This window comes from Amphritea atlantica (assembly GCF_900111095.1).
Lineage (GTDB): Bacteria > Pseudomonadota > Gammaproteobacteria > Pseudomonadales > Balneatricaceae > Amphritea > Amphritea atlantica.
Map to the genome: position 1 here is coordinate 90,927 of NZ_FOGB01000003.1, position 22,057 is coordinate 112,983.

The window sequence follows — 22,057 nt, forward strand, 5'->3', positions numbered from 1 at the left end:
TTATTGCCTGCAGAAATTGCTAAACGTTCACCACGACCCCACAGGAACACACTATGTGCAAACTGTTTATCAATGGCGATACAGCGCACTGGAAGAGCAGCACCCGTTCGCTGCGTATCGATGGTATGGTCACCAGTGTGCGGCTGGAAAACTATTTCTGGAATACGCTGGAGGAGATCGCTGCGCGGGATCATATGAATATTCCACAAATGCTCACCCGCCTCTATCATGAATCGATCGATGCGGGGCATGACCTGGGCAACTTCACCTCGTTCCTGCGGGTGTGCTGTATGCGCTACCTGGCATTGCAACTAACCGGTGAGATCCCGGCGAACAGAGAGATCGCCATCAATACCCTGGATGCAGACTCTATTCTCGCCAGCGAGATTCAGAAGAGACATTAAAAAACCCGCTAAGATCTGTCAGGATCATTAGCGGGCTGATTGAATCAACGCCGGTCTACTTATCTTCTTTGGATGGCCCGGAATCATTACTGGCGGGATTATCAGATGATTTTTCACCACCCGGCGGTGTGAAGATATTCCACATCGCCATATTCTGATCGGCGATCTTGTTCATCATATTCAGCGGGTTGGCGGCGCCGATCATATTCTGCATCTGTTCGCGGATGCGTTCCTGCTGATCGATAAAAGTCGCAATACTCTGTTCCAGATACTGGCTCATCATCCCCTGCATACTGTCACCGTAGAAACGGATCAGTTGTTGCAGGACCTGATTGGTCAGCAGCGTTCCATGTCCCAGCGCTTCCTGTTCGCTGATAATCTGCAGCAGTATATTGCGGGTAAGATCTGCTCCTGTTTTAGAATCCTGGACCTGAAAATTTTCCTGATTCAGCACCAGTTGTTTAACATCCTCCAGCGTGATGTAACAGCTGCGTGATGTATCGTACAGACGGCGGTTTGTATATTTTCTGAGAATTCTCAAAATAGTCTCTCTCTACCTGTTTTGCTCCTGTCCGACACTCTGCTGCAGTGTGGCAGGAGGGAGTATTATTTGTTTTTATCAGCGCTTTTACTGCTGTTGGTGTATGAAGTCATCATATTCAGCAGCATCTTCTGAATGGCATCCATCGAACCAAGCCCACTGGCCATATAGGGCTGGAACAGTGTCAGGGGATCATAACCATCCACCCCCGCATCCATTCGCTCCTGAATTTTGCTCATCATCTCTTTCTGAAACGATTCTACATCCGGCAACCCCAGCACCTTACGGAGCTCTTCGGGTGTCATTTCAACATCGACTTTGAAATTCATCAGCACCTCTCCTCAGCCGGACCGGTTAATCCGTCAAAATTACCGCCTGTCAGTAAAGACTCTGTAAACTGCGCTCTGCAAAACTACCCAGTGGCGATTCAAATACTTAACGGCTGTTAATCTAATACTATACCAACTGCGGTGCAAAACAAATTTACCGATTCGTTTCTGCACAATTTTCCGGTTTTATCCAAATAGTTGCACACACGGCGGCGATTAAAACAGCCACTGCGGCCACACTGAATGTTGCGGCTGCACCCAGGGTTTCCCACATTAAACCGCTGCACAAAGCCCCCAGCGCGCCGCCAACACCAAAGCCGAAACTGCTGAACATCGCCTGCCCCTGACCATGATTGGAGGGGGAAAAATAGTGATGCACCAGCGCGATACCTACGGCGTGCAACACCCCGAAACTCACGGCATGCAGTGTCTGAGCAAACAGCATCAGTGGCAGAATTTCGGGTATCAGACCAATCAGCAGCCAGCGCACTACGCACAACAGCAAGCTGATGATCATCAATTTACGTAACCCCAGACCGGCGATCAGTTTAGGCATCAGAATAAAGATCAGTACTTCTGCCACCACCCCGACCGACCAGAGCAGACCGATCTCGGTACGGATGTAACCCAGACGGTCCATCAGCACCGAGTAAAACGTATAATAGGGTCCGTGACTGAACTGAATCAGCAGACAGATGAGGAAAAACACCAGCACCTGTGGCCGCAGCAATTGCTGCACAAAACCACTTTCATCTGTCTGACGTGGTGCGGGGTTCGCTTCAACAAACAACGATGATATCCAGATCATCACCATCAGCCCCAGCATCACCCAGGGCAGCCAGCGTATACTCACCAGATCCAGCAACCAGCCAATCCCCATAACGGCAATAATGAATCCGACGGAGCCCCACAAACGTATCCGGCTGTAGAGCTGCTCACGCCCTTTCAGATGGCTCAGGGTCAACACCTCAAACTGGGGCAACACCGCATTCCAGAAGAAACTGAAGCCGGTCATCACCAGGGCAATCCCCAGCGCGCTCTCCTGCCAGAAGATCAGCACAAAGATCAGGCAGGTGAGAAATGCCCCATAGCGCACAATTCTCAAGCGCTCACCTGTCCGGTCTGCCAGCCAGCCCCAGATATTGGGGGCAACAATACGTGACGCCATCAGAATAGCCATCAGGCTGCCAATCGTTTGCGCATTAAAGTCGAACGACTTGAGATAGAGACTCCAGTACGGTACCAAAGCCCCCAACAGGGAGAAGTAAAAGAAGTAGAAGCCCGACAAACGGCTATAGATATTGAGTGACATCAGCTATTCAGTTTCATTGTCATTTGAGCAGACTCCTGTCATCTGTGCAGGCATAAAAACAAAAATCCACCGATTGTTACAACCGCTGGATCTTTGTCATTGTGCACTAATACGCTATACCACTCATATTGGAAATCAGACGTCCCCCAGCTTCTCCAGAATATACTGCGGCAGTGCAAAGCTGCCCACATGGATCTGTGGGTTGTAGTAGCGGGTTTTAACACCACTGGCATTAAAGCGCTCGGCGATCTGTTGCACATTCAGTTGCCGGGCAGCAGCATTATCGCAGCCCCAGGCAAAGGTCATCGCACCACCAATATAGGTGGGCACCGCAGCGGTGTAGAACGTCTGATCAGCAAAATAGGGGCTGAGACGCTGCCGGGTGGTTACCACCTCTTCGGGCTGCATATAGACCACACCGTTCTGTGCCACTAAGATGCCTCCGTCATTGAGGCAGCGCTTGCAACCTTCATAGAAACGGCTGCTGAACAGGACCTCACCCGGACCAACCGGATCAGTACAGTCAGAAATGATGACATCGTATTTTTCATCAGTCTGGCAAACATAGTCGATACCATCACCGATAACGATGTTGGCACGCGGGTTGTCATAGGCACCCTGCGAGTGATTCGGCAGATATTCAACACACATATCGATGACCGCCTGATCGATCTCAACCTGAGTGACACTTTCGACTGACTGATGCTTCAGCACTTCGCGCAGCATACCACCATCGCCGCCACCGATAATCAATACCTTCTTAGCACTGCCGTGGGCCATCAGCGGCACATGTGTGAGCATCTCGTGATAGATAAACTCATCTTTTTCTGTGGTCTGAATAATACCATCCAGCGCCATAACAGTTCCGAATTTGGGGTTACGGAAAATAATCAGATGCCAGGAATCGGTCTGCTGCTCGAACAGCACCTCTTCCACATCAAACGCCTGACCGTAACCATCGTAAAGAGTCTCTTTATAGACTGTCATAGTAAATCCACCACAACTAAAGGCGAGCATGTCGCCGTCGTTAAAAAAAGTTACACGTAACTAAAAACAAAAACCCCTTGGTTGCAGAAACGAATCTGCAAAAAGGGGTTAGAAAACTATTTCTGAATCTTAACCTTTTAAGACCGGAGTTTCACACTCAACGTCCGCATTTTGCGCCCGGTTCCGCAACAGGTGATCCATCAGCACGATGGCCATCATCGCTTCCGCAATCGGTGTTGCACGGATACCAACACAGGGATCATGTCTACCCTGAGTAACGACTTCGATCGCTTCACCACGGCTGTTGATACTCCGGCCCGGCAGACGCAGACTGGAGGTCGGTTTTAACGCGATATGCGCCGTAATCTCCTGGCCGGTGGAGATCCCACCCAGAATGCCGCCAGAGTGATTCGACAGAAAGCCTTCCGGTGTCATCTCATCACGATGCTCGGTGCCCTTCTGTTCGACACAGGCAAAACCATCACCAATTTCAACCCCTTTGACGGCGTTGATACTCATCAGCGCATGGGCCAGATCGGCATCCAGACGGTCGAATATTGGTTCTCCCAGACCGACCGGCACCCCGGTTGCAGAAACTGAGATCTTCGCCCCGATGGAGTTGCCCTCTTTGCGCAGGGCATCCATATAGGTTTCCATCTCAGCGACTTTATTCACGTCAGGGCAGAAAAACGGATTCTGATCAACCTGATTCCAGTCGAACCCGTCAATCTTAATCGGCCCCAGCTGAGACAGATAACCACGAACCTCAACCCCTTTCTGAGCCAGGTATTTTTTTGCCACAGCACCCGCCGCCACCCGCATCGCAGTTTCACGGGCCGATGAACGACCACCACCGCGATAATCACGGAAACCATATTTATGGGTGTAAACGTAATCGGCGTGGGCCGGGCGGAAGGTTTCAGCGATATTGGAGTAATCCTTGGAGCGCTGATCGGTGTTTTCGATCAGCAGGCCGATCGGCGTACCGGTGGTCTTGCCCTCAAATACGCCGGAGAGAATCTTCACCTCATCCGCTTCACGCCGTTGGGTGGTATGACGGGAGGTACCAGGCTTGCGGCGATCCAGATCCCGCTGCAGATCAGCTTCGGTCAGTTCAATCCCCGGCGGGCAACCATCGATAATACAGCCCAGCGCCGGCCCATGGCTTTCGCCGAAAGTGGTGACAGTAAATAGCTTACCGTAGGTGTTTCCTGACATCGTCTGTTCCCGATTTTAAAGCAAAAAAATTAACTCGATTATACCCTAGTCGTTCAGATAGCGCTGCAATACTGTCGCACCTCTGCGGCGGTCAGCAGGAAGACACCGTTCCCCCCCTCAGCCAGCTCCAGCCAGGTGAAGGGGATCTGAGGGTATTGCTGTTGCAGATGCACTTCGCTGTTACCCACCTCAATCACCAGCAGCCCATCCTCGGTGAGAAACTCTTCAGCCTGACGCAGTATCTGTTTGGTAATATCCAGGCCATCGGGGCCAGATCCCAAAGCAAGATCGGGCTCGTGGTGGTATTCCTTTGGCATCCCCGCCAGATCAGCACTATCCACATACGGCGGATTGCTGACAATCAGATCATAACGACGACCGGTCAGGTTGCTGAACAGATCGCTTTCGATAGCCGTCACCCGTTCATCCAGCTCATGGCGGGTGATATTACGCCGGGCAACCTCCAGCGCATCAGCTGAGATATCCGCCAGATCAACCTCTGCTTCTTCAAAGGCATAGGCGCAGACAATACCGATACAGCCACTCCCGCTACACAGATCAAGAATCCGCTCCACCGGCCCTTCCCGCAGCCAGGGGCTGAAATGCTGCTCAATCAGTTCCTGAATCGGGGACCGGGGGATCAACACCCGCTCATCGACATAAAACGGCATGCCGGCATACCAGGCTTCCCCTATAATGTAGGGCAATGGCCGGCGCTGTATCACCCGCTGTTCCAGGAAGTCCAGCACCCGCAGCTTCTCGTCACCCGTGAGCCGGGCGTCCAGTAGTTCAGGATTACTGTTCCAGGGCAGATGCAGGGCTCCCAGTACCAGTTGTACCGCTTCATCCCATGGATTATCGGTACCATGACCAAAATAAAGGTCGTATTCATAGAAGCGGCTCATACTGAAACGGATAAAATCCCGTATCGTATGCAGCTCTTTCAGGGTCTGTGCTTGATTGATGGTCATGTCTGGATGGATAATTTGTCGAATTGGTGCCTGCTTTATTGCAGGCCGTGTATGTTAATGAATATTGTTTGCGAACGCTATGTCTGATAACGATCTGCCTGATAACGAACACCCTGAAAACACTGAATTTGATTTTGCAGCGGCAATGAGCGGGGTTACCCGGATTAAAAATGACCGGGCAGACCTGCGGGGCCAACCGAAAAAACTGAAACTGGCCGATGATCAGACCACCCGTTACAAACGGCAGATGGCGGTTCAGGATGAGGAGATGATTGTCGATGGTCTCAACTCCGAAGTCATTAATCTGGTTGAAACGGAAGATGAACTGATCTACGCCAGCCCCGGGGTTCAGCTGAAACTGATGAAGCGTCTGAAACAGGGCCATATCCCCTGGGATGCGGGTCTTGATCTGCACGGCTACATCATCGATGATGCCCGCACCGAGTTGAGCAGCTTTATTCGCGAATGCAGTAATCGACAACTACGCTGTGTCATGGTGATCCACGGTAAGTCCAACAGCGTAGAAAGCCAGCACGCATTGATGAAGTCATATGCGAATGACTGGCTGCGGCAGATGGATCAGGTCATCGCCTTCTCCTCTGCACAGCCAAAAGATGGTGGCACTGGCGCACTCTATGTATTGCTGAAACGGGCCAGATAATACCCCGGTGAACAGTTAAATGTTTGCCAGCAGACTTTACCTATGTGCGCTAATCACGTAAGTTAGCACACTTTTTTAACGCCCCTGTCACAAAGCGGTGACTCCAGATCGGTTACCAGCTTTAACTGACAGAGGATCTGACAGGCCAAAACAGGATTACACACTGTAATGGAAAAAGAATTTGCCAGCATTATCCAGCAGCTGGGTGAAGACCTCACCCGTGAAGGCCTGGTCGATACTCCAAAGCGCGCGGCCAAAGCGATGCAGTTTCTCACCCGCGGCTATGAACAAAATCTGGATGAGGTGATCAATGGCGCCCTCTTCCCCACAGACAACAGCGAGATGGTCATCGTCAAGGACATTGAGCTTTATTCGATGTGCGAACACCATATGCTGCCATTCATCGGTAAGTGCCATGTGGGATATATCCCTAAAGGCCAGGTGATCGGCCTGTCCAAGATTGCACGGATAGTGGATATGTTTGCCCGGCGTTTGCAGATTCAGGAAAACATGACCAAGCAGATCGCTGATGCCATTATGCAGGCTACCGGCGCAGATGGCGTGGGCGTGGTCATCGAAGCGCAGCATATGTGCATGATGATGCGCGGTGTGGAGAAACAAAACAGCAGCATGAAGACTTCGATGATGCTGGGGTCGTTCCGCAAGAGCCAGTCAACCCGCGGCGAGTTCCTCTCCCTGATCAACTGATCACCGGCATATCTCCACCAGGATATGGATTATTAAGGAGCCTCTCACAGGCTCCTTTTTTATATCCGCCAGATTGTATCAGCGCTGAGAACTAAGGCTGCGGTTACGTATCGCGTAAAACAGTGGCTTTAACCAGCGCCAGCGACTCACCAGCATTGCGGTGAAAATAATACTGCAACCACTCAGCTGTAAAACACTCATCTGCTCCCCATAGACAATGGCAGCCAATAGCGCGGCCCAGACCGGCTCCAGTGTCATAATCAGGGCAACATGACTCGCCGGTGCCAGGCTCTGAGCATAGGTTTGCAGTGCAAAACGCAGACTGGTGGCGATAAACGCACTGGCTAACAACCACCCCAGCGCGGCACTGCCAACAGAGTCTGGCCACACCTCAGCCAGCGCGGACACAACAACCCCGCCGGCTCCCACCACCAGCAACTGCACCGCCGTGAGGATCAGTGCAGGTACCGACAACGCCATGCGGGACACTAACACAAAGTGGAGCGAAAACAGCAACGCAGCCGAGAGAAACCAGAGCTGCCCTGCGGCCAGAGAGATCCCGCCCTCCAGTGACAGCAACATCAGCCCGAAAATGGCAACGGGCAGAGAGAGCCAGGTGCTCAGCGATGCCCGTTCCCGGAATACCAGCCATGCCATCACCGGTACCAACACCACCCCCAGACTGGTAATAAAAGCCCCTTCTCCGAGGTGAGCGCCATGTTTAAGCCCCAGAATCCAGCATAACAGTGCGCAGGTCATCAGCACGCCCAGTTGTAAAACCTTAACCAGAGCCTGCTGCTGACGTAAGCGATGCAGATCCCTGTATGCCAGAATCAGCAGCAATCCCCCTGCCAGCAGAAAGCGTATACCAATAAACAGTAATGGCGGGAGATCCTGCAGTGCCTGTTTAGAAAATATCCATCCTGCCGCAGCAATCAGGGTTACCAGTAACAACAACAGATCGGCCCGGGCTGCAGGCGACAGCGGCATATTCACCTCAGTAGTCAGATGTAGAGATAAGAAAACGATATTTCAGGGAGTGGCAGGCAAAGCCGTTTCAGCACGGTAGCCAACAGGCTGTGAATCCGCCCCGGATAGCACACAGTTAAAAACATCTTCGGCAGACAAGGCGGTTAACGCATCGATTTTTCCATCTGCCTCAGACTGTCCTGCGCCATAAGACGTCCCAATTCTATCATCTCCCTGGCCCGATGGAACTCATAAAAGCGACAGGCGTCTTTAGGTATTCCGATCAGCAGATCAGGAGGGTAGCCGGCCACCTTATACTTACCCAGTGATTCCTGCATCACCTCGACAGAATTAAACAGCACATCTATCCGGCCGGCAGCCTTATGGGGTTGCGCATCCCGGACACTGTTTTTTCCTGTTTGCGGTCGCGACTTATGATTTGTTTCAACCTGCCACTCATCACTGAACCCGGAGCGATCAAGATAGCGGGTTTCAGGCAAGACAACCCGGTGGCGCTGGGCTTCAGCGTTCAGATCAACGGCGATAATCAGGTCAGCATGGGCGGCGACCGTGGGTATAATGGGAATAGGATTCAACACACCGCCATCCACCAGCACCCGGTCCTCTTCAACAACCGGCGTGAAAAAACCCGGCACCGCGATTGACGCCCTGATCGCCTCAAGCATCAGCCCTTTCTGAAACCAGACCTCTTTCTGGTGTGTCAGATCCGTTGCCACTGCCGTGTAGGTGATGGGCAGTTCCTGAATCAGAGGGTTGCCAACAATGTCCCGCAGCTTAGCTAACAGACGTTCGCCGCGTATCGTCCCCTCGCCCCTCAGAGTGAGATCCATCAGTTTAAAGACATCGATGCGTCGCAGAGACGTTACCCAATCGGTATACTCTTCAAGACGGCCGGCCGCATATATGCCCCCTACCAGCGCCCCCATAGAGCTGCCCGCGATGCAGATGATTTCATAACCACGTCGGTTAAGTTCTTCAATCACCCCGATATGGCTATACCCACGGGCTCCCCCACTCCCCAGCACCAGTGACACGGTGGTTTTCATCGTTTAATCCCTTTGCAAACAACACTCAATAGCAGCTCACAACACCCGTTGTACAAGTCAGCGTAACTGAATCCACACCCCTGACGCTTGCTCCCTGTCAATCACCGGCAGTGCCGGCCCGACACCGATACTGTCGATTCGACCGGCATCAATACCTGCTTCAACCAGCAGATCCCTGACCTCTGAAGAGGCATTGAGACTGCGCGCCAGCAGTTCATCTGTGCCGACGCCCTCAGACCGGTTGTAGCTGGCAATTAAAATCTTCTGTTGTGGGTTCGAACTCATAAAATCGATCAGAGGTTCCAGCTGCTCAGCATCACTCAGCCAGCTGAAGCCTTGCTGTTGCAGATCGGCAGCGAGAGTCTCGGCAGTCTGCTTCAGTGGTTCAATCAGATCGAGATGGATATAAACCCGACGGTTACCGCGCTTTACCGTATACAGCGCCAGCTGGAGATTGCCAGCAGTGGCGGAGAGAAAAAACTGGGTCCGGTCCAGCCCATAAAGCTCCGCAACTTCAAAGTAATTATTAGCCCATTGGTTACTGCTGCCACACTGCCGGCTGCTGCATTGGAACAGAATGTCAGCCTGCATACTCTTCAGCAGATCAAGATAGTAGTTAAACACCTGATCCGGTGTATGGATATCAGGCACCCTGTAGGTGATCCGGGTGAGTTCCCCCTTTATCCGTTTATCCTTTTCCGGTGCAATAATACCCTCAATCTTTCTCATCGGCCCGGTAGCAAGGGCGTATTCGGGGACCGCCCGGGTGTTGTAACTGACAATCCAGCTTAATGGAAACCGAGGAAGCTGACGGGGATCACTACTACCGCTGACATCACTCTCTGCCTGAACGGCAGCGCTCAGCAACAGCATCAACACTACCTGTAAAAATGCCTGAATCCTCATTCACAATCCTTTTGTTTATCTACGTCGGTTAAACCAGATCAAACTCATTAATCAGTGTAGCAATTAGCCCGGCCGCCTGCTCTTCAAGATGCAGATGATGGCCTCCAGCCAACTGCTCAGTTCTGATGTTACGCAGCAAAGCGATACGCCGATCACTTTGAGGGATACCATTGTCACCCAGAATCAGCAGTGTTGCCGCGGTCACTCGGGTGAGAAAGCTTTCCACCTGCGGTTCAGACATGCGCATCACTGATGGCAGAATAAGATTGGCATCACTGCGCCAGTAATATCCACCGCTACGCTGCTCGATACTCCGTTCAACCAGCCAGGTCGCCGCTTCGGCATCCACAGGCCAGCGGCCATTCATCCGCGCGTTAACCGCAGCATCGAAATCACTGTAAGCTTTTGCCTCCCGCCCCTGCAAACGGATCCGCTTCTTAATGGCGGCAGCCAGTTGGGTTGCGGCATCTTCAGGCTCGGTGACCAGAGGCGCAATCCCCTCTATCAATACCAGTTTCTCTACCCGTTCGGGAAATGCACCGGCAATCAGTGTAGCGATGCTGGCTCCCATGGAGTGCCCCAGCAGAGAAAACCGTGTCAGCCCCAACTGATCCGCTACTCCCAATACATCCATCACGTTATCCCAGATGTAATAAGGCATCGATGCGGGCCGGTGATCTGAAAAGCCATGCCCCATCAGATCCAGCGCGATCAGCCGGACTCCCCGCAACTGGGGTGCCAGACGGTTAAAGGTTGCAGCATTATCCAGCCAGCCATGCAGCGCCAGCACCGGTGTAGCGTTACGGTCACCCCAGCATTTGGCTGCAATCTGATGGCCATTAACCTGAAAGCGCAGCTCTTCTGTCGTCTGCGTCTGAGTAGTATTCATCTGTTTAAAACCTTACCTGGCGCTGAGTTTGTCCCCATGCGGCATATATCAGGATACAAAAATGAGGTAGTATCTGCACTGTTTTCTCTTTTAAAAACAGACTGTTTCAAGAAACCTTAATGCCAACAGCGAATGCTATGATTCACCGACCCCGAGGCCTCTGATGAGCAACACACTATCACGGATTGAACCGCAACAGGCAGGGCTATGGTTACTGGGGATACTGTTTATCCCGGCGACCCTGTTCTTTCAGCCCAACCTCGGTGGCGAAGGGATGTCGATCTCGCACAATATCACTGTCTGGATCGCCGCAGTACTGATCATATCCTGCGCAACGCTGCTGATGCTGCGAGAGAAACAGTTCAGCTACCCCCGCTTATGGCTGGCGATGGCAGCGCTGCCGATCGGTATGATTATCCTCGGTTTCATCGTCGAGAACTTCCTGCCTACCGAGTGGCTGTTCCGGCAACTCTATATACTCGGCGGTTTTATGTTTCTGATCGCCCTGTTCCAGTTTCGCTTTTCTCCCCGGGATGTAGAACGGGGGCTGATCATTATACTGATCGCAGGTATTGTGCACGGGCTCTATGGCGTCTCCCAGATTCTCTGGCCCAGTATCCTGCCACTGGTGATAACCCCCAGCAAAGGGATACCCTACAGTATTTTTCAACAGATCAATATCCATGCATCGTTTCAGGCAACGGTGCTGATGGCCGGGCTGTTTCTGCTTAGCCGTCCGCTGGCATTAAAGCCCCGGCCAATGCTTATTCTGGTGCTGCTTGCCAGCATCTTTCTGAGCTGCTTTATTGTCGCCTTTTCGGGATCCCGCACCGGGCTGCTGTCAGCCGTCGCCGGTGGCGTGATTCTATTGTTCTGTAACTGGCGCAGTTTTCTGCAACGCAAACCATTGGTGATCGCCGCAGCCATCGCCATCGCCGCAGCACTGTTCATGGGCCAGCAGGGCATCCACAACAGCACCGCTAAGCTCGGCGATCTGGCCAGAACAAACAACGAGGGGGTTGCCAGTTCCGGCTCAAACAGCCGCATCAATATCTATAAGATCTCCTATGAGGTATTTAAGCAGCAACCGCTCAGCGGCCATGGCATCGGTAGTTTCCAGAAAGTCTGGCACGATCAGAAAGTCGATTACCTGCAGCGGTTTCCCGATGCTAACCTGCCTCCCGACCGCCTCAGCCATCCCCATAATGAGTTGATGTTCTGGTTGGTGGAGGGGGGGCTTATCGCTATCGCGGGCATTCTGATCTCCGTTATCACGGTTATCTATGCGGCCTTCAGCTGTGGCTGGCGTCGCGGTCTGAGCTATATGGCGATGCTGATCCCAATCGGTTTACATACCCAGGTGGAACTGCCCTTCTATATCAGCAATATTCCCTGGTTCCTGATGCTGTTCCTTATCTTTATCGTGCTGCGTCACAGCCGGGCCACAAAACCACTGGGACTAAGCCGCTCCGCTGAGCTAACCTGCGGTATCTCTGCGGTCGCTCTGTTTCTGGGAGTGACCGCTGTGATGCTTCAGACTGTGCAGGCCAACAACAGCATTATCCGCTTTTTACAGGGCCGGATGACTGAACCGGCGTTGCTGCAACCGGCCCTGAGTAACCCTTTCTTCCGCGACGATGCTGAGCTGTATTTTATGCGCACCCTGCTGTTACGCCAGTTGAACGCCCGTCAGGGACAGTTTGCACCGCAGTTTATTCAGTGGGCAACCCCCTATATCGAATACACCCCGATACCGCAGCTCTATATCGATCTGTCCCGGGCATATCTGGCAACCGGACAAAAACAGAAAGCGCTGCAAACCATTGAAGACGGACAGGCCCGTTACCCCAAAATCAAGACATTGAACGAGAGTGCCCGGTTGATAAAACAGGTTATATCAGGAACACCCCTGACTAAGACAATCAGCCCTTCAGCCAGCGGAGCGACAACTGGAGCAAGCCGTGCAGCTAGCGCAGCAGTTTCTGCAGCTGTCCCAGCCCGGCAGCCGGAAACTCCAGTTCAATAATCGCCAGAGCGCCCGGCAACATCGGCTCCGGGTGGCTCAGGTCTGCCTCACAGAGTAGCGACACCAACAAGCCGACCAACGGCTGATGGGTCACCAGCAGCAGGCTGTCATCGCGTTGTTCACTGAGCCAGTCGACCACCTGCTGAGGTGCTGATTCCGGCGTCAGCAGATCCAGCGGTTCGGCGTTAACCGACACCACCTCGCGCACCAGCTCAGCCGTCTGACAGGTGCGCAGGTAGGGACTATGTACTATTCGCTGCACCCCTGCAAATTCGTCTGCCTGTTGGGTCAACAGCTGACGCAGCTGCAACCGCCCTCTTTCCGTTAGGTAGCGCAGTTCATCTCTGGGGGCATCAAAACCTGCCTCTCCATGGCGTAACAGCAGTAAGCGCATCAGAGATCGGCTCTTGGCAGAACAAACTCAACATCGCTGCTCTGGGTATTCAGCATCATCATTTTTGCCACCTGAGACACCGGTGCATGATTAAACACCACCTCATAAAGACCGCTGACCAGCGGCATGTAGATCTCCAGCTCGTCAGCTTTCTCTTTCACATAGCGCAGCGTGTTAACCCCCTCGGCTACCTCACCCAGCGACTCGACAGCGTCTTCAAGCGTCTTCCCCTCACCCAGAGCATAGCCAACCCGATAGTTGCGACTCAGGGGCGATGAGCAGGTAACAATCAGATCTCCCACGCCGGCTAAACCGAGAAAGGTCATCGGATTTGCTCCCAGCTGCACGGCAAAACGGCTCATCTCTGCCAGGCTTCGGGTCATCAGCATACTTTTAGTATTCTCCCCCATACCCAGCGCCGCACTCAGTCCCGAAGCAATCGCATAGATATTTTTTAGCGTCCCCCCCAACTCGACACCGTACATATCGCTGCTGGCATAGACGCGAAAGAAAGCACAGTGAAGAATCTGCTGCACGGCCGTTCTGACCCGTTCATCCTCACTGGCGATCACTGTCGCGGTGAGTTGTTGCTGTACGATCTCTTTCGCCAGGTTTGGCCCGCTGATGACGCCGATAGGGTTGCCCGGCAGTTCCTCGCTGAGAATCTGACTCATCAGGCTGAAGCTTTTAGCTTCAATCCCTTTGGTTGTGCTTACGACTATCTGGTCGGCACGTAAAAATGGTTTTGCCTGCCGGATCACTTCACGGAACGACTGGCTTGGTATCGAAACAAAGACAATCTCAGCATCCTGCAATGCCTGTTGCAGATCAGCTGTTGCTGTCAGGTTTTCCGATAATGGCCGCCCGGGAAGGTAGCGGTGGTTCTCATGGCTGCGATTGATCTCTTCGGCCCGTTCGGCATTTCGCATCCACAGATAAACCTGTTCGCCCTTACTGCCAATCAGGTTTGCCAGTACAGTACCAAAACTGCCGCCGCCCAGTACTGCAACTTTTACCCTGTCTGTCATCAGAGAATCCTTACTTATTATCAATGTGCTTAAACTCGTTTCTGTTAAAGGCCGGACAATTGCCGGAAACCACTATTCAGAACCCTTATTGTGCTTCTCATCCAGCGAATCCAGCAGTTTATTAACCCCTGAAAATAGCAGCTTAACGATAAAATACCCAAGTACTGCCAGCAAGCCGAACAGGAGAGCCACGGCGACATCACCGGTTCGCTGATAACCGTTTATCGCAATAAAAATAAAAAACAGGCTGACAACAATTGCCAGAACCTGACTGATACGGCCAGTCTTATGTTTATCCATGGGTTCCTCTTTGTAACTGATAACTCGGTAATATTACATCTGAAATTGACACGATACTCGCCAATCAGGATGAACAACTGAGCGAGAGATTTTTATCTCCTTCAGGGGGCGGCTGAGCATATATATCCGTGCGCTCTTTAAACGGTGCGCGCACTGCATCATGCAATTTGACCAGCCCACTGAAATCCCCCGCCACAGCCTGTTCAATCACCTGCTGAGTCAGATAGCTGCGCAACACAACCCTGGGGTTATGTTGCTTCATCTGTATCGTCGCATCGCTATTGATCCGACTGAGATACTGGCTAAGCCAGTCTCTGACCTGTGGACTATCGCCCAGCAGCGCGATAAAGGGTTCGACCTCGCCTGTGGCAGCTTGTTCCAGCTTCAGAAAAGCACAATGATAATCAGCATTTACCTGCTGCAGAAGCTGTAGCAAGGCTTCAATCAATGCCCCATCCTGGCGCTCCTTTCCCTCCATTCCCAGACGCTGCTTCATCTGTTCGGTATAAGCGACCGCATAGACAGACTCAAAGCGGCTGAGGGCAGATTCGAGGTCAGCCTGTTTCACCAGGCCAGTGAGACTCTGAGCCAGACAAACACAGTTCCACAACGCCACTGAGGGCTGCTGATGATAGGCATAGCGACCATGTTCATCGGTGCGGTTACTGGTGTAGTCCGGCTGATAACCATCCAGAAAAGCGAAGGGGCCATAGTCCAGGGTCAGACCGAGAATCGACATATTGTCGGTATTCATCACCCCGTGACAAAAGCCCAGCGCCTGCCACCGGGCTATCAGTTTTGCGGTCCTCCCCAGTATTTCAGAATACATCGCCAGGTAGGGATTCGCCGCGCTGGCACACTGGGGGTAGTAGTGCCGGATAACAAAGTCGGACAGCTGTTTTAACTGGTCCGGTTGGCGACTGTAATAGAAATATTCGAAATGACCGAAACGGATATGGCTGGGACTCAGCCGCACCATCGAGGCCGCAGACTCGATCGAGTCCCGGTAGATCTGCGTGTCACTGCCAACAATGCACAATGCCCGGGTGGTGGGCACCCCCAGCGCAGCCAGTGCTTCGCTGCCAAGATATTCCCGGATAACAGAGCGCAAGGCAGCACGGCCATCGCCATGTCGTGAGTAGGGGGTTTTGCCACTTCCCTTCAGTTGCAGCTCCCAGCGCTGGCCATCAGAGCCCGGCAGGTCCCCAAGCAACAGAGCCCGACCGTCACCCAACTGGGCCGTATAACCTCCAAACTGATGTCCCGCGTACACCGTCGCCAGCGGATCACTCCCCTCAGGCAACCGCTGGCCGCCAAAATACTCGCTTAACTGCAGCTCAGAAAACTGGCAGGGGTCAAGCCCGATGAGAGCGGCGGTATCAGAACTGAAGGCAACCAGACGGGGATTGTCCAACGGCAGAGGTTGAACCCGTGCATAAAAAGAGGCCGGTAACTCCGCAAAGCGGTTCCCGAGCTGTAGCTGATCCAACCCAGACCTCGTCATCATCGCGTCCCGTATGGTTGTTATACCGGCTCAAGCAGGTTCGGATCTGGGTATACGCACTTCATTTTCACCCCGGCAACCTCTTCAATTTCAGGTAACAGGAAGGAATCATCTTCGGTGGCAAAACTGATCGAGGTACCGGTTGAACCGGCCCGTCCGGTCCGGCCGATGCGGTGCACATAATCGTCCGCATCCTCAGGCAACGCGTAGTTAATCACATGACTGACGCCATCCACATGGATGCCACGCCCGGCAACATCGGTGGCCACCAGGATATTGATTTTACCGCTGCGAAAATCTTCCAGGGTTTTCACCCGCTTCTGCTGGGTAATCTCTCCCGACATCAACGAGGCCTTAAGACCATCTTTCTGCAGTCGCTCAGCCAGGCGCCGGGTTTCATCACGACGATTGCCAAACACGATCACCCGTTCAAGCTGATTAAGCTGCATAAAGTTACGCAGTAGTTTGTATTTATCCTTGCGCGACACCAGATACACCAGTTGCTCAACGGAGTCCGTACTTTTCTGTTCCGGGGCGATCTCGATCACCTTGGCATCGACAGTCCATTGGCGCGCGAGATTCATCACATCATCGGTGAAAGTCGCACTGTACAGCAGCGTCTGACGATCTCCCTTGCGCGGTGTATGACGAATAATCGTGCGAACATCGGGAATAAACCCCATACTCAGCATCCGGTCGGCCTCATCCAGCACCAGCACCTCGACATCCCCCAGATCAACGTCAGAGGAGCGCACAAAATCGATCAGACGTCCCGGAGTTGCCACCAGAATATCGACCGGGCGGGCAGCCAGCTGCTTACGCTGTCGGTCATAATCCATGCCACCCACCAGGGCGACCACGCCGATATTGGCATATTTCCCCAGCTCTTCTGCATCCGATGCGATCTGCAGCGCCAGCTCCCGGGTTGGCGCGATAATCAGCGCCCGGGGAACCCCCTTAGCCGGCTTATATTCGAGCGGATAGTCAAGCAGATCGGTGATTATGCTGATCAGGAAGGCAGCGGTTTTACCTGTGCCGGTCTGCGCTTTACCGATCATGTCCCGCCCTTCCAGCGATTCCACCAACGTGGCCGCCTGAATATCAGAACAGTATTTAAAATTAAGATCGGCAATAGCGTGCATCACATCGTCGGGCAGATCAAAATCATGGAAGCGTTTTTTCCCTTCCACCGGTTCCACTGCAAAATCTTCGCGCCGCCAGGGCTTAACGGGAGCAGCTTTTCGCGCTTTCGATTTAGTCGCTTTCGGCTTTACGCTGTCGGACGTTGCCGCTTTGGGACGCTCAGCTGAATCAGCACTGCGACCTGATCGCTCAGCGGCCTTGTTGCTTTTTACCGGTGTTGCCGCTGCCGTTTGCTTTACAGCAGGACTGGCAACCGATGACTGACTGTTTTGTGATGCGTTATCGTGTGAACGTTTAAATAGTTTCTTTAACAAAGTTATACCTTATCCGCGTGGGCGAACGGTTAGCTAATATTTCTTCGGAATGGTGGCAGCGAGTCCAGTAGCTGCCGGCCGTAACGCCGGGTTACCACCCGTCGGTCCAGTAGTACGATTCGTCCCCGGTCCTGCTCGGTGCGCAGCAGCCGTCCTGCGGCCTGAGTTAATCGTACCGATGCCATCGGCACCGACCATTCCATAAATGGATTGCCGCCATGCTGCTCAATCCACTCAGCCATGGTAGCGTCTACCGGATCATCCGGCACACTGAAAGGGATTTTGGTAATAATCACTTCGGTGAGGTAATCACCGGGAAGGTCTACCCCTTCAGTAAAAGAGGCGAGGCCGAAAATAATACTTCCGCGCCCCTCGTCAATTTCAGCCTTATGGCGCTTCAGTATCTCATTTTTACTGAAATCACCCTGCGACAGGACCCTATTGTTGAGCTTTTCGTCGAGACTGGCAAGCACTGATCTCATTTGCCGCCAGGAGCTGAACAACACCAGCGTACCGGAATCGGTCTTCAGTTCAGCATTAAGATAATCAGTGACCGCCTGAGTATGCAGTTCAACATCATTAGCTTCAACCTTCATGGGGGGAACATAAAGCTCGGCAGCATGATAATGGTCGAACGGACTGGGCAGAGTAAAGCAGGCAGTTTCTGCAGGTAACCCGAGATCAGCAAGCAGCCGGTCAAACCGTCCCAGGGCGGTCAGTGTCGCAGAGGTCACTACCGCCGCGTAACAGTGCTGCCAGAGATTCATCCGCAACATCTCGGCAGCGGACACCGGTGCGGTGCTGCACTCGAAATCATACCCCTGAGCCGTTTCCACCAGGCTTAGCCAGCGTGCTGTCGGCGAACTGTCCCCGGCATCCGGATGACCCATCGACCGTCCCAGGCCAGTAATGGTCTGCAGCCTGGCGACCATCATCCCGACACGGGGATACCAGATCTCTGCCGGCTGACGATCGATGCCCCCTTCGCCATCAAGGGACTCCTTGAGCAGGTCCAGAATCATCTCCATCTTTGTTGTCATCCGGGCAGCCAGGTGTTCAACCTGCAGACCAAACTGCCTGACCTCATCAGGCACAACTCCGCCGGTATAGCGAAACCGCTCTTTCGGCCGCTTGAAGGAATCATCCAGCAGAACGGGTCTGATCAGCTCAGCCCAGTTATTCAGTACCACCTGAAGGTCTTCTGCCGGTCTTCTCTGCTGCTGAACATAATCACTCAACAGCTGCGGCGTGCCGGTTTGCTCCAGCATTTTATCCAGCTGTTTGATGGTACTGGCAAGCCAGCGTTCGGTTGATTTCAATCGCAGGTTAAAGGAGAAATGGCCACTGGCCTTATCGGACAGGTGGTGTCCCTCATCAAAGATATAGATCGTTTCCGCGGGATCAGGCAAAATCGCCCCTCCCCCCAGCGCCAGATCGGCCAGCACGATATCATGATTAGCAATCACACATTCCGCCTGATCGAGATCTTTACGCGCTTTAAAAAAGCTACAGGCGGAGAAATTACTGCAGCGCCGATTGGTACACTGCAAATGATCGCTGGTCAGCGGGCTCCAATCCTGATCACTGATATCCTGGGTCAGGTTATCCCGGTCACCATCCCAGCGTCCTGCAGCAAACTCGTTGAGCAGACTCTTATAAAATTCGACCGTATCGGTGTCGAGTCTCAGCGACAACTCATCCTCATACAGCGCCTGCTGCCCCGTCGCGCCATGAGCGTCAAGATGCTGTTCTGCTTTACTGATACAGAAATAGCGTCCCCGTCCCTTGGCAAGCCCGAAACTGAATGATAATCCGGCATGCTCTGCAACTTCGGGGAGATCCTTATTCAGCAGCTGTTCCTGTAGCGCCACCGTCGCCGTCGAAAGAACCACCTTTTTGCCCCTGGCTTTAGCGATTGGCAGTACTGCCAGCAGGTAACCGATGGTTTTGCCGGTGCCGGTGCCCGCTTCGATGACGCTGACATGCTGCTCACCAAGGCGATGGGATTTCTCATCCTGAAGGATCGCCCCAAGCACCTTAGCCACTTCAGCAATCATCTGCTTCTGACCCATCCGTGGTTTAAGCTGACGACTCTCGAGAAACCGCCGGTACGCTCCCTGTATCTCTTTTTTTATCTCTTCTGAAAGCACCTGACCGCCCTAATACACTGTAACCACGCACATTCTAGCAATAATACTGGATAAATAGACAGAAAAATGTTTACAAACCCAAAATACTGTATATAGTTACAGCTACTGGATAAAAAAACAGAGTTCATCATGAAACTGACACAACGCCAAACAGATGTACTTGAATGCATAAAAAAATGCATCAGCACCACCGGATATCCGCCAACCCGTGCAGATATAGCAAAAGAGCTGGGGTTTAAGTCGGCTAACGCCGCAGAGGAACACCTCAAAGCGCTTGCCCGCAAGGGTGCGATTGAGATGATCCCCGGCACCTCCCGGGGTATACGGATTCCCGGCTTCGATGACGAACCGGGGCTGCCTGTGGTAGGTCAGGTTGCTGCCGGTGAACCTATACTGGCGCAGGAAAATGTCGAAGACCGCATAACCATCGCGTCGGACTTTTTCCACCCTCAGGCCGACTACCTGCTCAGGGTTCGTGGTACCAGTATGAAAAACATCGGCATTATGGATGGTGACCTGCTCGCAGTTCATCAGTGCCAGAGTGCTAAAAATGGCGAAATCGTGGTCGCCAGAATCGACAACGATGTCACCGTTAAACGCTTTAAACGCGAGGGTAACCTGGTTTACCTGATCGCAGAAAATGAAGAGTTCGAGCCTATTGTGGTCGACCTGCAAACGCAGGAACTCTCAATTGAAGGCCTCGGTGTCGGGGTTATCAGAAGAGGACATTAATCATGTTGCACGCAGTTAGCAGTTTCAACAGCTCAGAACCCGTTCTGCCAGGGCTTATCCGTCCGGCAACAGCACAACCGCATCAAACAGGCCTGGCCGGTAAAATTACCGAAATAGTCCTGCAAGGCAGTGATTTTGGGGAAATGACCATGCTACTGCCGCTGCTTGCACAATTGAGCAAGGATGACCGCTGGTTCGCCTGGATCGCTCCACCGGCAACCCTGCCAAAGAGCTTACTTGAAGCCGCTGGCATCGACCTCAAAAAGGTAATGTTATTGCAGCCGGACCAGAGTCACTCAACTTATCAGCTAGCCTGTCAGGCGCTTAAAGCCGGAACCTGCCATGCGGTGATCAGCTGGCCTGGCGTACTGAGCAATGATGAACTGGCAGGTCTGGAATGCGCTGCTGCAAACGGCAAGAGCCATGGCATTGTGATCCGTGATCGTCGCCTCAGCTGAGGCAACAGGTTCAACCAGTAAAATAAAAAAACAGCGCATTGCGCTGTTTTTTTATTTTACATTTGGCCCGATAAATCAGACAGGATTAATGAATCACTCTTGGCTGAGGATCCGCATCATCAGACTCTATCTCGCTGACTCCATTGTCAGCATCGATCGCTTTACCATTCAGATCTGAGATCATGTGGATGCCTGCCGTGAGCATCACCTTTGCCACATCGATGCACTCCTCTTCAAGCTGCTCTCTGACACTGTCGGAGAAGCTGATCCGCATAATGGGCTCATCATCAGAATCCGCCCGTCGCAGCGCTATCTGTCCGTCATCCAGCTCAATAATTTCCAAAAACATATCTGACATATTGTTCTCATTCCAGGCCGCACCCGGGTTTGAAAAAAACAGTGGTAATCGGCTCGCTACAAAGCCTTATCACAACCACTATACAGATTCAGAGCGCACGTTAATATTGATACCCCCTTATCTGTACAGAAAAAATTTCACCTGAACGGGTGTGGTTACCACTCCTGCATCCCGGCACGCAGCCGCTCTACCAGCATTTTAAACTGGTTAAACCAGCTCTGATATTCGCGCAGAATATCTGCATCTTCTGCATGATCCGGATTGATCTGCATCACATGTATCTCCGAAACACTCTCCGCCTGCCCCGCAGACTGATTATGCTCCTCAGCACGCCAGCAAGCCTTATACGCGGCCAGGAGATGGTGCAGCCAGCTATTGGTATCATCATGCAGCTGCTGCAGTTCGGCTACTTCCGGGGCTTCCAGCCCCTGCGCCTCCATCTGCTCGGTTAGCTGACTCAGTTTAGTGATCCGGTTCGCATCGAAACGGTACTGTTCAGCTATTTCGCGCAACAGCGAACTATAGGCAGAAACCATATGAAACAGCACCGACTCATTGTACGAATCGATCAGCGCATGCTTACTCCAGCCGGTTGATTCCTGAGCAACTTTAAGTGCATCCAGATGTATACGGGTAAAATTTAATTTCTGATTGGTACGGGTCAGGTACACACCGCTCATACGTTGTC

The 22,057-nt window shown here is 52.7% G+C and carries 24 protein-coding genes; 6 read left to right on the forward strand and 18 right to left on the reverse strand.

Translation table 11 applies throughout. From position 1 onward, the window contains the following. Positions 1-53: 53 nt before the first annotated feature. Positions 54-404, forward strand: coding sequence for a ribbon-helix-helix domain-containing protein (locus tag BMY09_RS06315; protein WP_091355495.1), 351 nt, complete (start codon positions 54-56; stop codon positions 402-404). 55 nt (positions 405-459) lie between these two features. Here the strand turns inward: BMY09_RS06315 and phaR are convergent, their stop codons facing one another. The 6 genes from phaR to prmB form a co-directional block, all read right to left on the reverse strand. Next, positions 460-945 carry a polyhydroxyalkanoate synthesis repressor PhaR gene (gene phaR, locus BMY09_RS06320; RefSeq protein ID WP_091355499.1) on the reverse strand — a complete coding sequence of 162 codons (486 nt, stop codon included), beginning with the start codon at positions 943-945 and terminating at the stop codon, positions 460-462. A gap of 65 nt (positions 946-1,010) precedes the next feature. Continuing rightward, positions 1,011-1,274 (reverse strand): DUF6489 family protein, encoded by a 264-nt coding sequence (locus BMY09_RS06325; protein ID WP_091355501.1) that lies wholly within the window; start codon positions 1,272-1,274, stop codon positions 1,011-1,013. Positions 1,275-1,428: 154 nt separating this feature from the next. Next, entirely contained in the window at positions 1,429-2,586 is a 1,158-nt protein-coding gene (locus BMY09_RS06330; protein WP_091355505.1) for an MFS transporter, read from the reverse strand. A 135-nt stretch (positions 2,587-2,721) separates the two neighbouring features. Next, positions 2,722-3,573, reverse strand: coding sequence for a polyamine aminopropyltransferase (gene speE / locus BMY09_RS06335; protein ID WP_091355508.1), 852 nt, complete (start codon positions 3,571-3,573; stop codon positions 2,722-2,724). 129 nt (positions 3,574-3,702) lie between these two features. Next, positions 3,703-4,791, reverse strand: coding sequence for a chorismate synthase (gene aroC / locus BMY09_RS06340; protein WP_091355510.1), 1,089 nt, complete (start codon positions 4,789-4,791; stop codon positions 3,703-3,705). A gap of 53 nt (positions 4,792-4,844) precedes the next feature. Further along, positions 4,845-5,762 carry a 50S ribosomal protein L3 N(5)-glutamine methyltransferase gene (gene prmB / locus BMY09_RS06345; RefSeq protein WP_091355513.1) on the reverse strand — a complete coding sequence of 306 codons (918 nt, stop codon included), beginning with the start codon at positions 5,760-5,762 and terminating at the stop codon, positions 4,845-4,847. Positions 5,763-5,841: 79 nt separating this feature from the next. Here prmB and BMY09_RS06350 point away from each other — a divergent pair, with 79 nt between their 5' ends. After that, positions 5,842-6,423 (forward strand): Smr/MutS family protein, encoded by a 582-nt coding sequence (locus BMY09_RS06350; protein WP_091355515.1) that lies wholly within the window; start codon positions 5,842-5,844, stop codon positions 6,421-6,423. Between the two features lie 168 nt (positions 6,424-6,591). Next, a complete protein-coding gene (gene folE, locus BMY09_RS06355; protein ID WP_091355518.1) occupies positions 6,592-7,131 on the forward strand; it encodes a GTP cyclohydrolase I FolE in 540 nt (179 codons plus the stop codon). Between the two features lie 78 nt (positions 7,132-7,209). On the opposite strand, the gene BMY09_RS06360 is transcribed toward folE, so the two are convergent. The 4 genes from BMY09_RS06360 to BMY09_RS06375 form a co-directional block, all read right to left on the reverse strand. Beyond that, positions 7,210-8,121, reverse strand: coding sequence for a DMT family transporter (locus BMY09_RS06360; RefSeq protein WP_091355520.1), 912 nt, complete (start codon positions 8,119-8,121; stop codon positions 7,210-7,212). Between the two features lie 143 nt (positions 8,122-8,264). Continuing rightward, a complete protein-coding gene (locus BMY09_RS06365; protein WP_091355523.1) occupies positions 8,265-9,167 on the reverse strand; it encodes a patatin-like phospholipase family protein in 903 nt (300 codons plus the stop codon). Between the two features lie 57 nt (positions 9,168-9,224). Further along, positions 9,225-10,073: a DUF4892 domain-containing protein gene (locus BMY09_RS06370; protein ID WP_091355526.1), complete on the reverse strand. Its 849-nt coding sequence runs from the start codon at positions 10,071-10,073 to the stop codon at positions 9,225-9,227. A gap of 28 nt (positions 10,074-10,101) precedes the next feature. Next, positions 10,102-10,962, reverse strand: a complete 861-nt coding sequence (locus BMY09_RS06375) for an alpha/beta fold hydrolase (RefSeq protein WP_091355529.1) — start codon at positions 10,960-10,962, stop codon at positions 10,102-10,104. 163 nt (positions 10,963-11,125) lie between these two features. Here BMY09_RS06375 and BMY09_RS06380 point away from each other — a divergent pair, with 163 nt between their 5' ends. Next, positions 11,126-12,988 (forward strand): PglL family O-oligosaccharyltransferase, encoded by a 1,863-nt coding sequence (locus tag BMY09_RS06380; RefSeq protein WP_091355531.1) that lies wholly within the window; start codon positions 11,126-11,128, stop codon positions 12,986-12,988. On the opposite strand, the gene sixA is transcribed toward BMY09_RS06380, so the two are convergent. From sixA to dinG, 6 genes are all read right to left on the reverse strand, one after another. Then, positions 12,930-13,382: a phosphohistidine phosphatase SixA gene (gene sixA, locus BMY09_RS06385; protein WP_091355534.1), complete on the reverse strand. Its 453-nt coding sequence runs from the start codon at positions 13,380-13,382 to the stop codon at positions 12,930-12,932. The genes BMY09_RS06380 and sixA overlap by 59 nt on opposite strands. After that, positions 13,382-14,410: an NAD(P)H-dependent glycerol-3-phosphate dehydrogenase gene (locus BMY09_RS06390; RefSeq protein ID WP_091355537.1), complete on the reverse strand. Its 1,029-nt coding sequence runs from the start codon at positions 14,408-14,410 to the stop codon at positions 13,382-13,384. Before BMY09_RS06390 ends, sixA begins: the two co-directional genes overlap by 1 nt. A gap of 72 nt (positions 14,411-14,482) precedes the next feature. Then, a complete protein-coding gene (locus BMY09_RS06395) occupies positions 14,483-14,710 on the reverse strand; it encodes a hypothetical protein (RefSeq protein ID WP_091355540.1) in 228 nt (75 codons plus the stop codon). A gap of 64 nt (positions 14,711-14,774) precedes the next feature. Then, positions 14,775-16,217, reverse strand: coding sequence for a protein adenylyltransferase SelO (locus tag BMY09_RS06400; RefSeq protein WP_217647401.1), 1,443 nt, complete (start codon positions 16,215-16,217; stop codon positions 14,775-14,777). A gap of 17 nt (positions 16,218-16,234) precedes the next feature. Continuing rightward, on the reverse strand, positions 16,235-17,413 hold the full coding sequence (rhlB, locus tag BMY09_RS06405; protein ID WP_376787869.1) for an ATP-dependent RNA helicase RhlB: 1,179 nt from the start codon (positions 17,411-17,413) through the stop codon (positions 16,235-16,237). A 287-nt stretch (positions 17,414-17,700) separates the two neighbouring features. After that, a complete protein-coding gene (dinG, locus tag BMY09_RS06410) occupies positions 17,701-19,821 on the reverse strand; it encodes an ATP-dependent DNA helicase DinG (RefSeq protein WP_091355548.1) in 2,121 nt (706 codons plus the stop codon). A gap of 129 nt (positions 19,822-19,950) precedes the next feature. Between dinG and lexA the strand changes: the two genes are divergently transcribed. Further along, positions 19,951-20,553, forward strand: coding sequence for a transcriptional repressor LexA (gene lexA / locus BMY09_RS06415; protein ID WP_091355551.1), 603 nt, complete (start codon positions 19,951-19,953; stop codon positions 20,551-20,553). Positions 20,554-20,555: 2 nt separating this feature from the next. Then, the gene (locus BMY09_RS06420) at positions 20,556-21,011 is read left to right on the forward strand and encodes a cell division inhibitor SulA (protein WP_091355552.1); all 456 of its coding nucleotides are present in this window, start codon (positions 20,556-20,558) and stop codon (positions 21,009-21,011) included. Positions 21,012-21,096: 85 nt separating this feature from the next. Here BMY09_RS06420 and BMY09_RS06425 read toward each other — a convergent pair whose 3' ends face one another. Next, positions 21,097-21,369, reverse strand: a complete 273-nt coding sequence (locus BMY09_RS06425; RefSeq protein ID WP_091355555.1) for a hypothetical protein — start codon at positions 21,367-21,369, stop codon at positions 21,097-21,099. Between the two features lie 155 nt (positions 21,370-21,524). Beyond that, positions 21,525-22,049, reverse strand: a complete 525-nt coding sequence (locus tag BMY09_RS06430) for a DUF6586 family protein (RefSeq protein ID WP_091355558.1) — start codon at positions 22,047-22,049, stop codon at positions 21,525-21,527. Between the last annotated feature and the right edge of the window lie 8 nt (positions 22,050-22,057).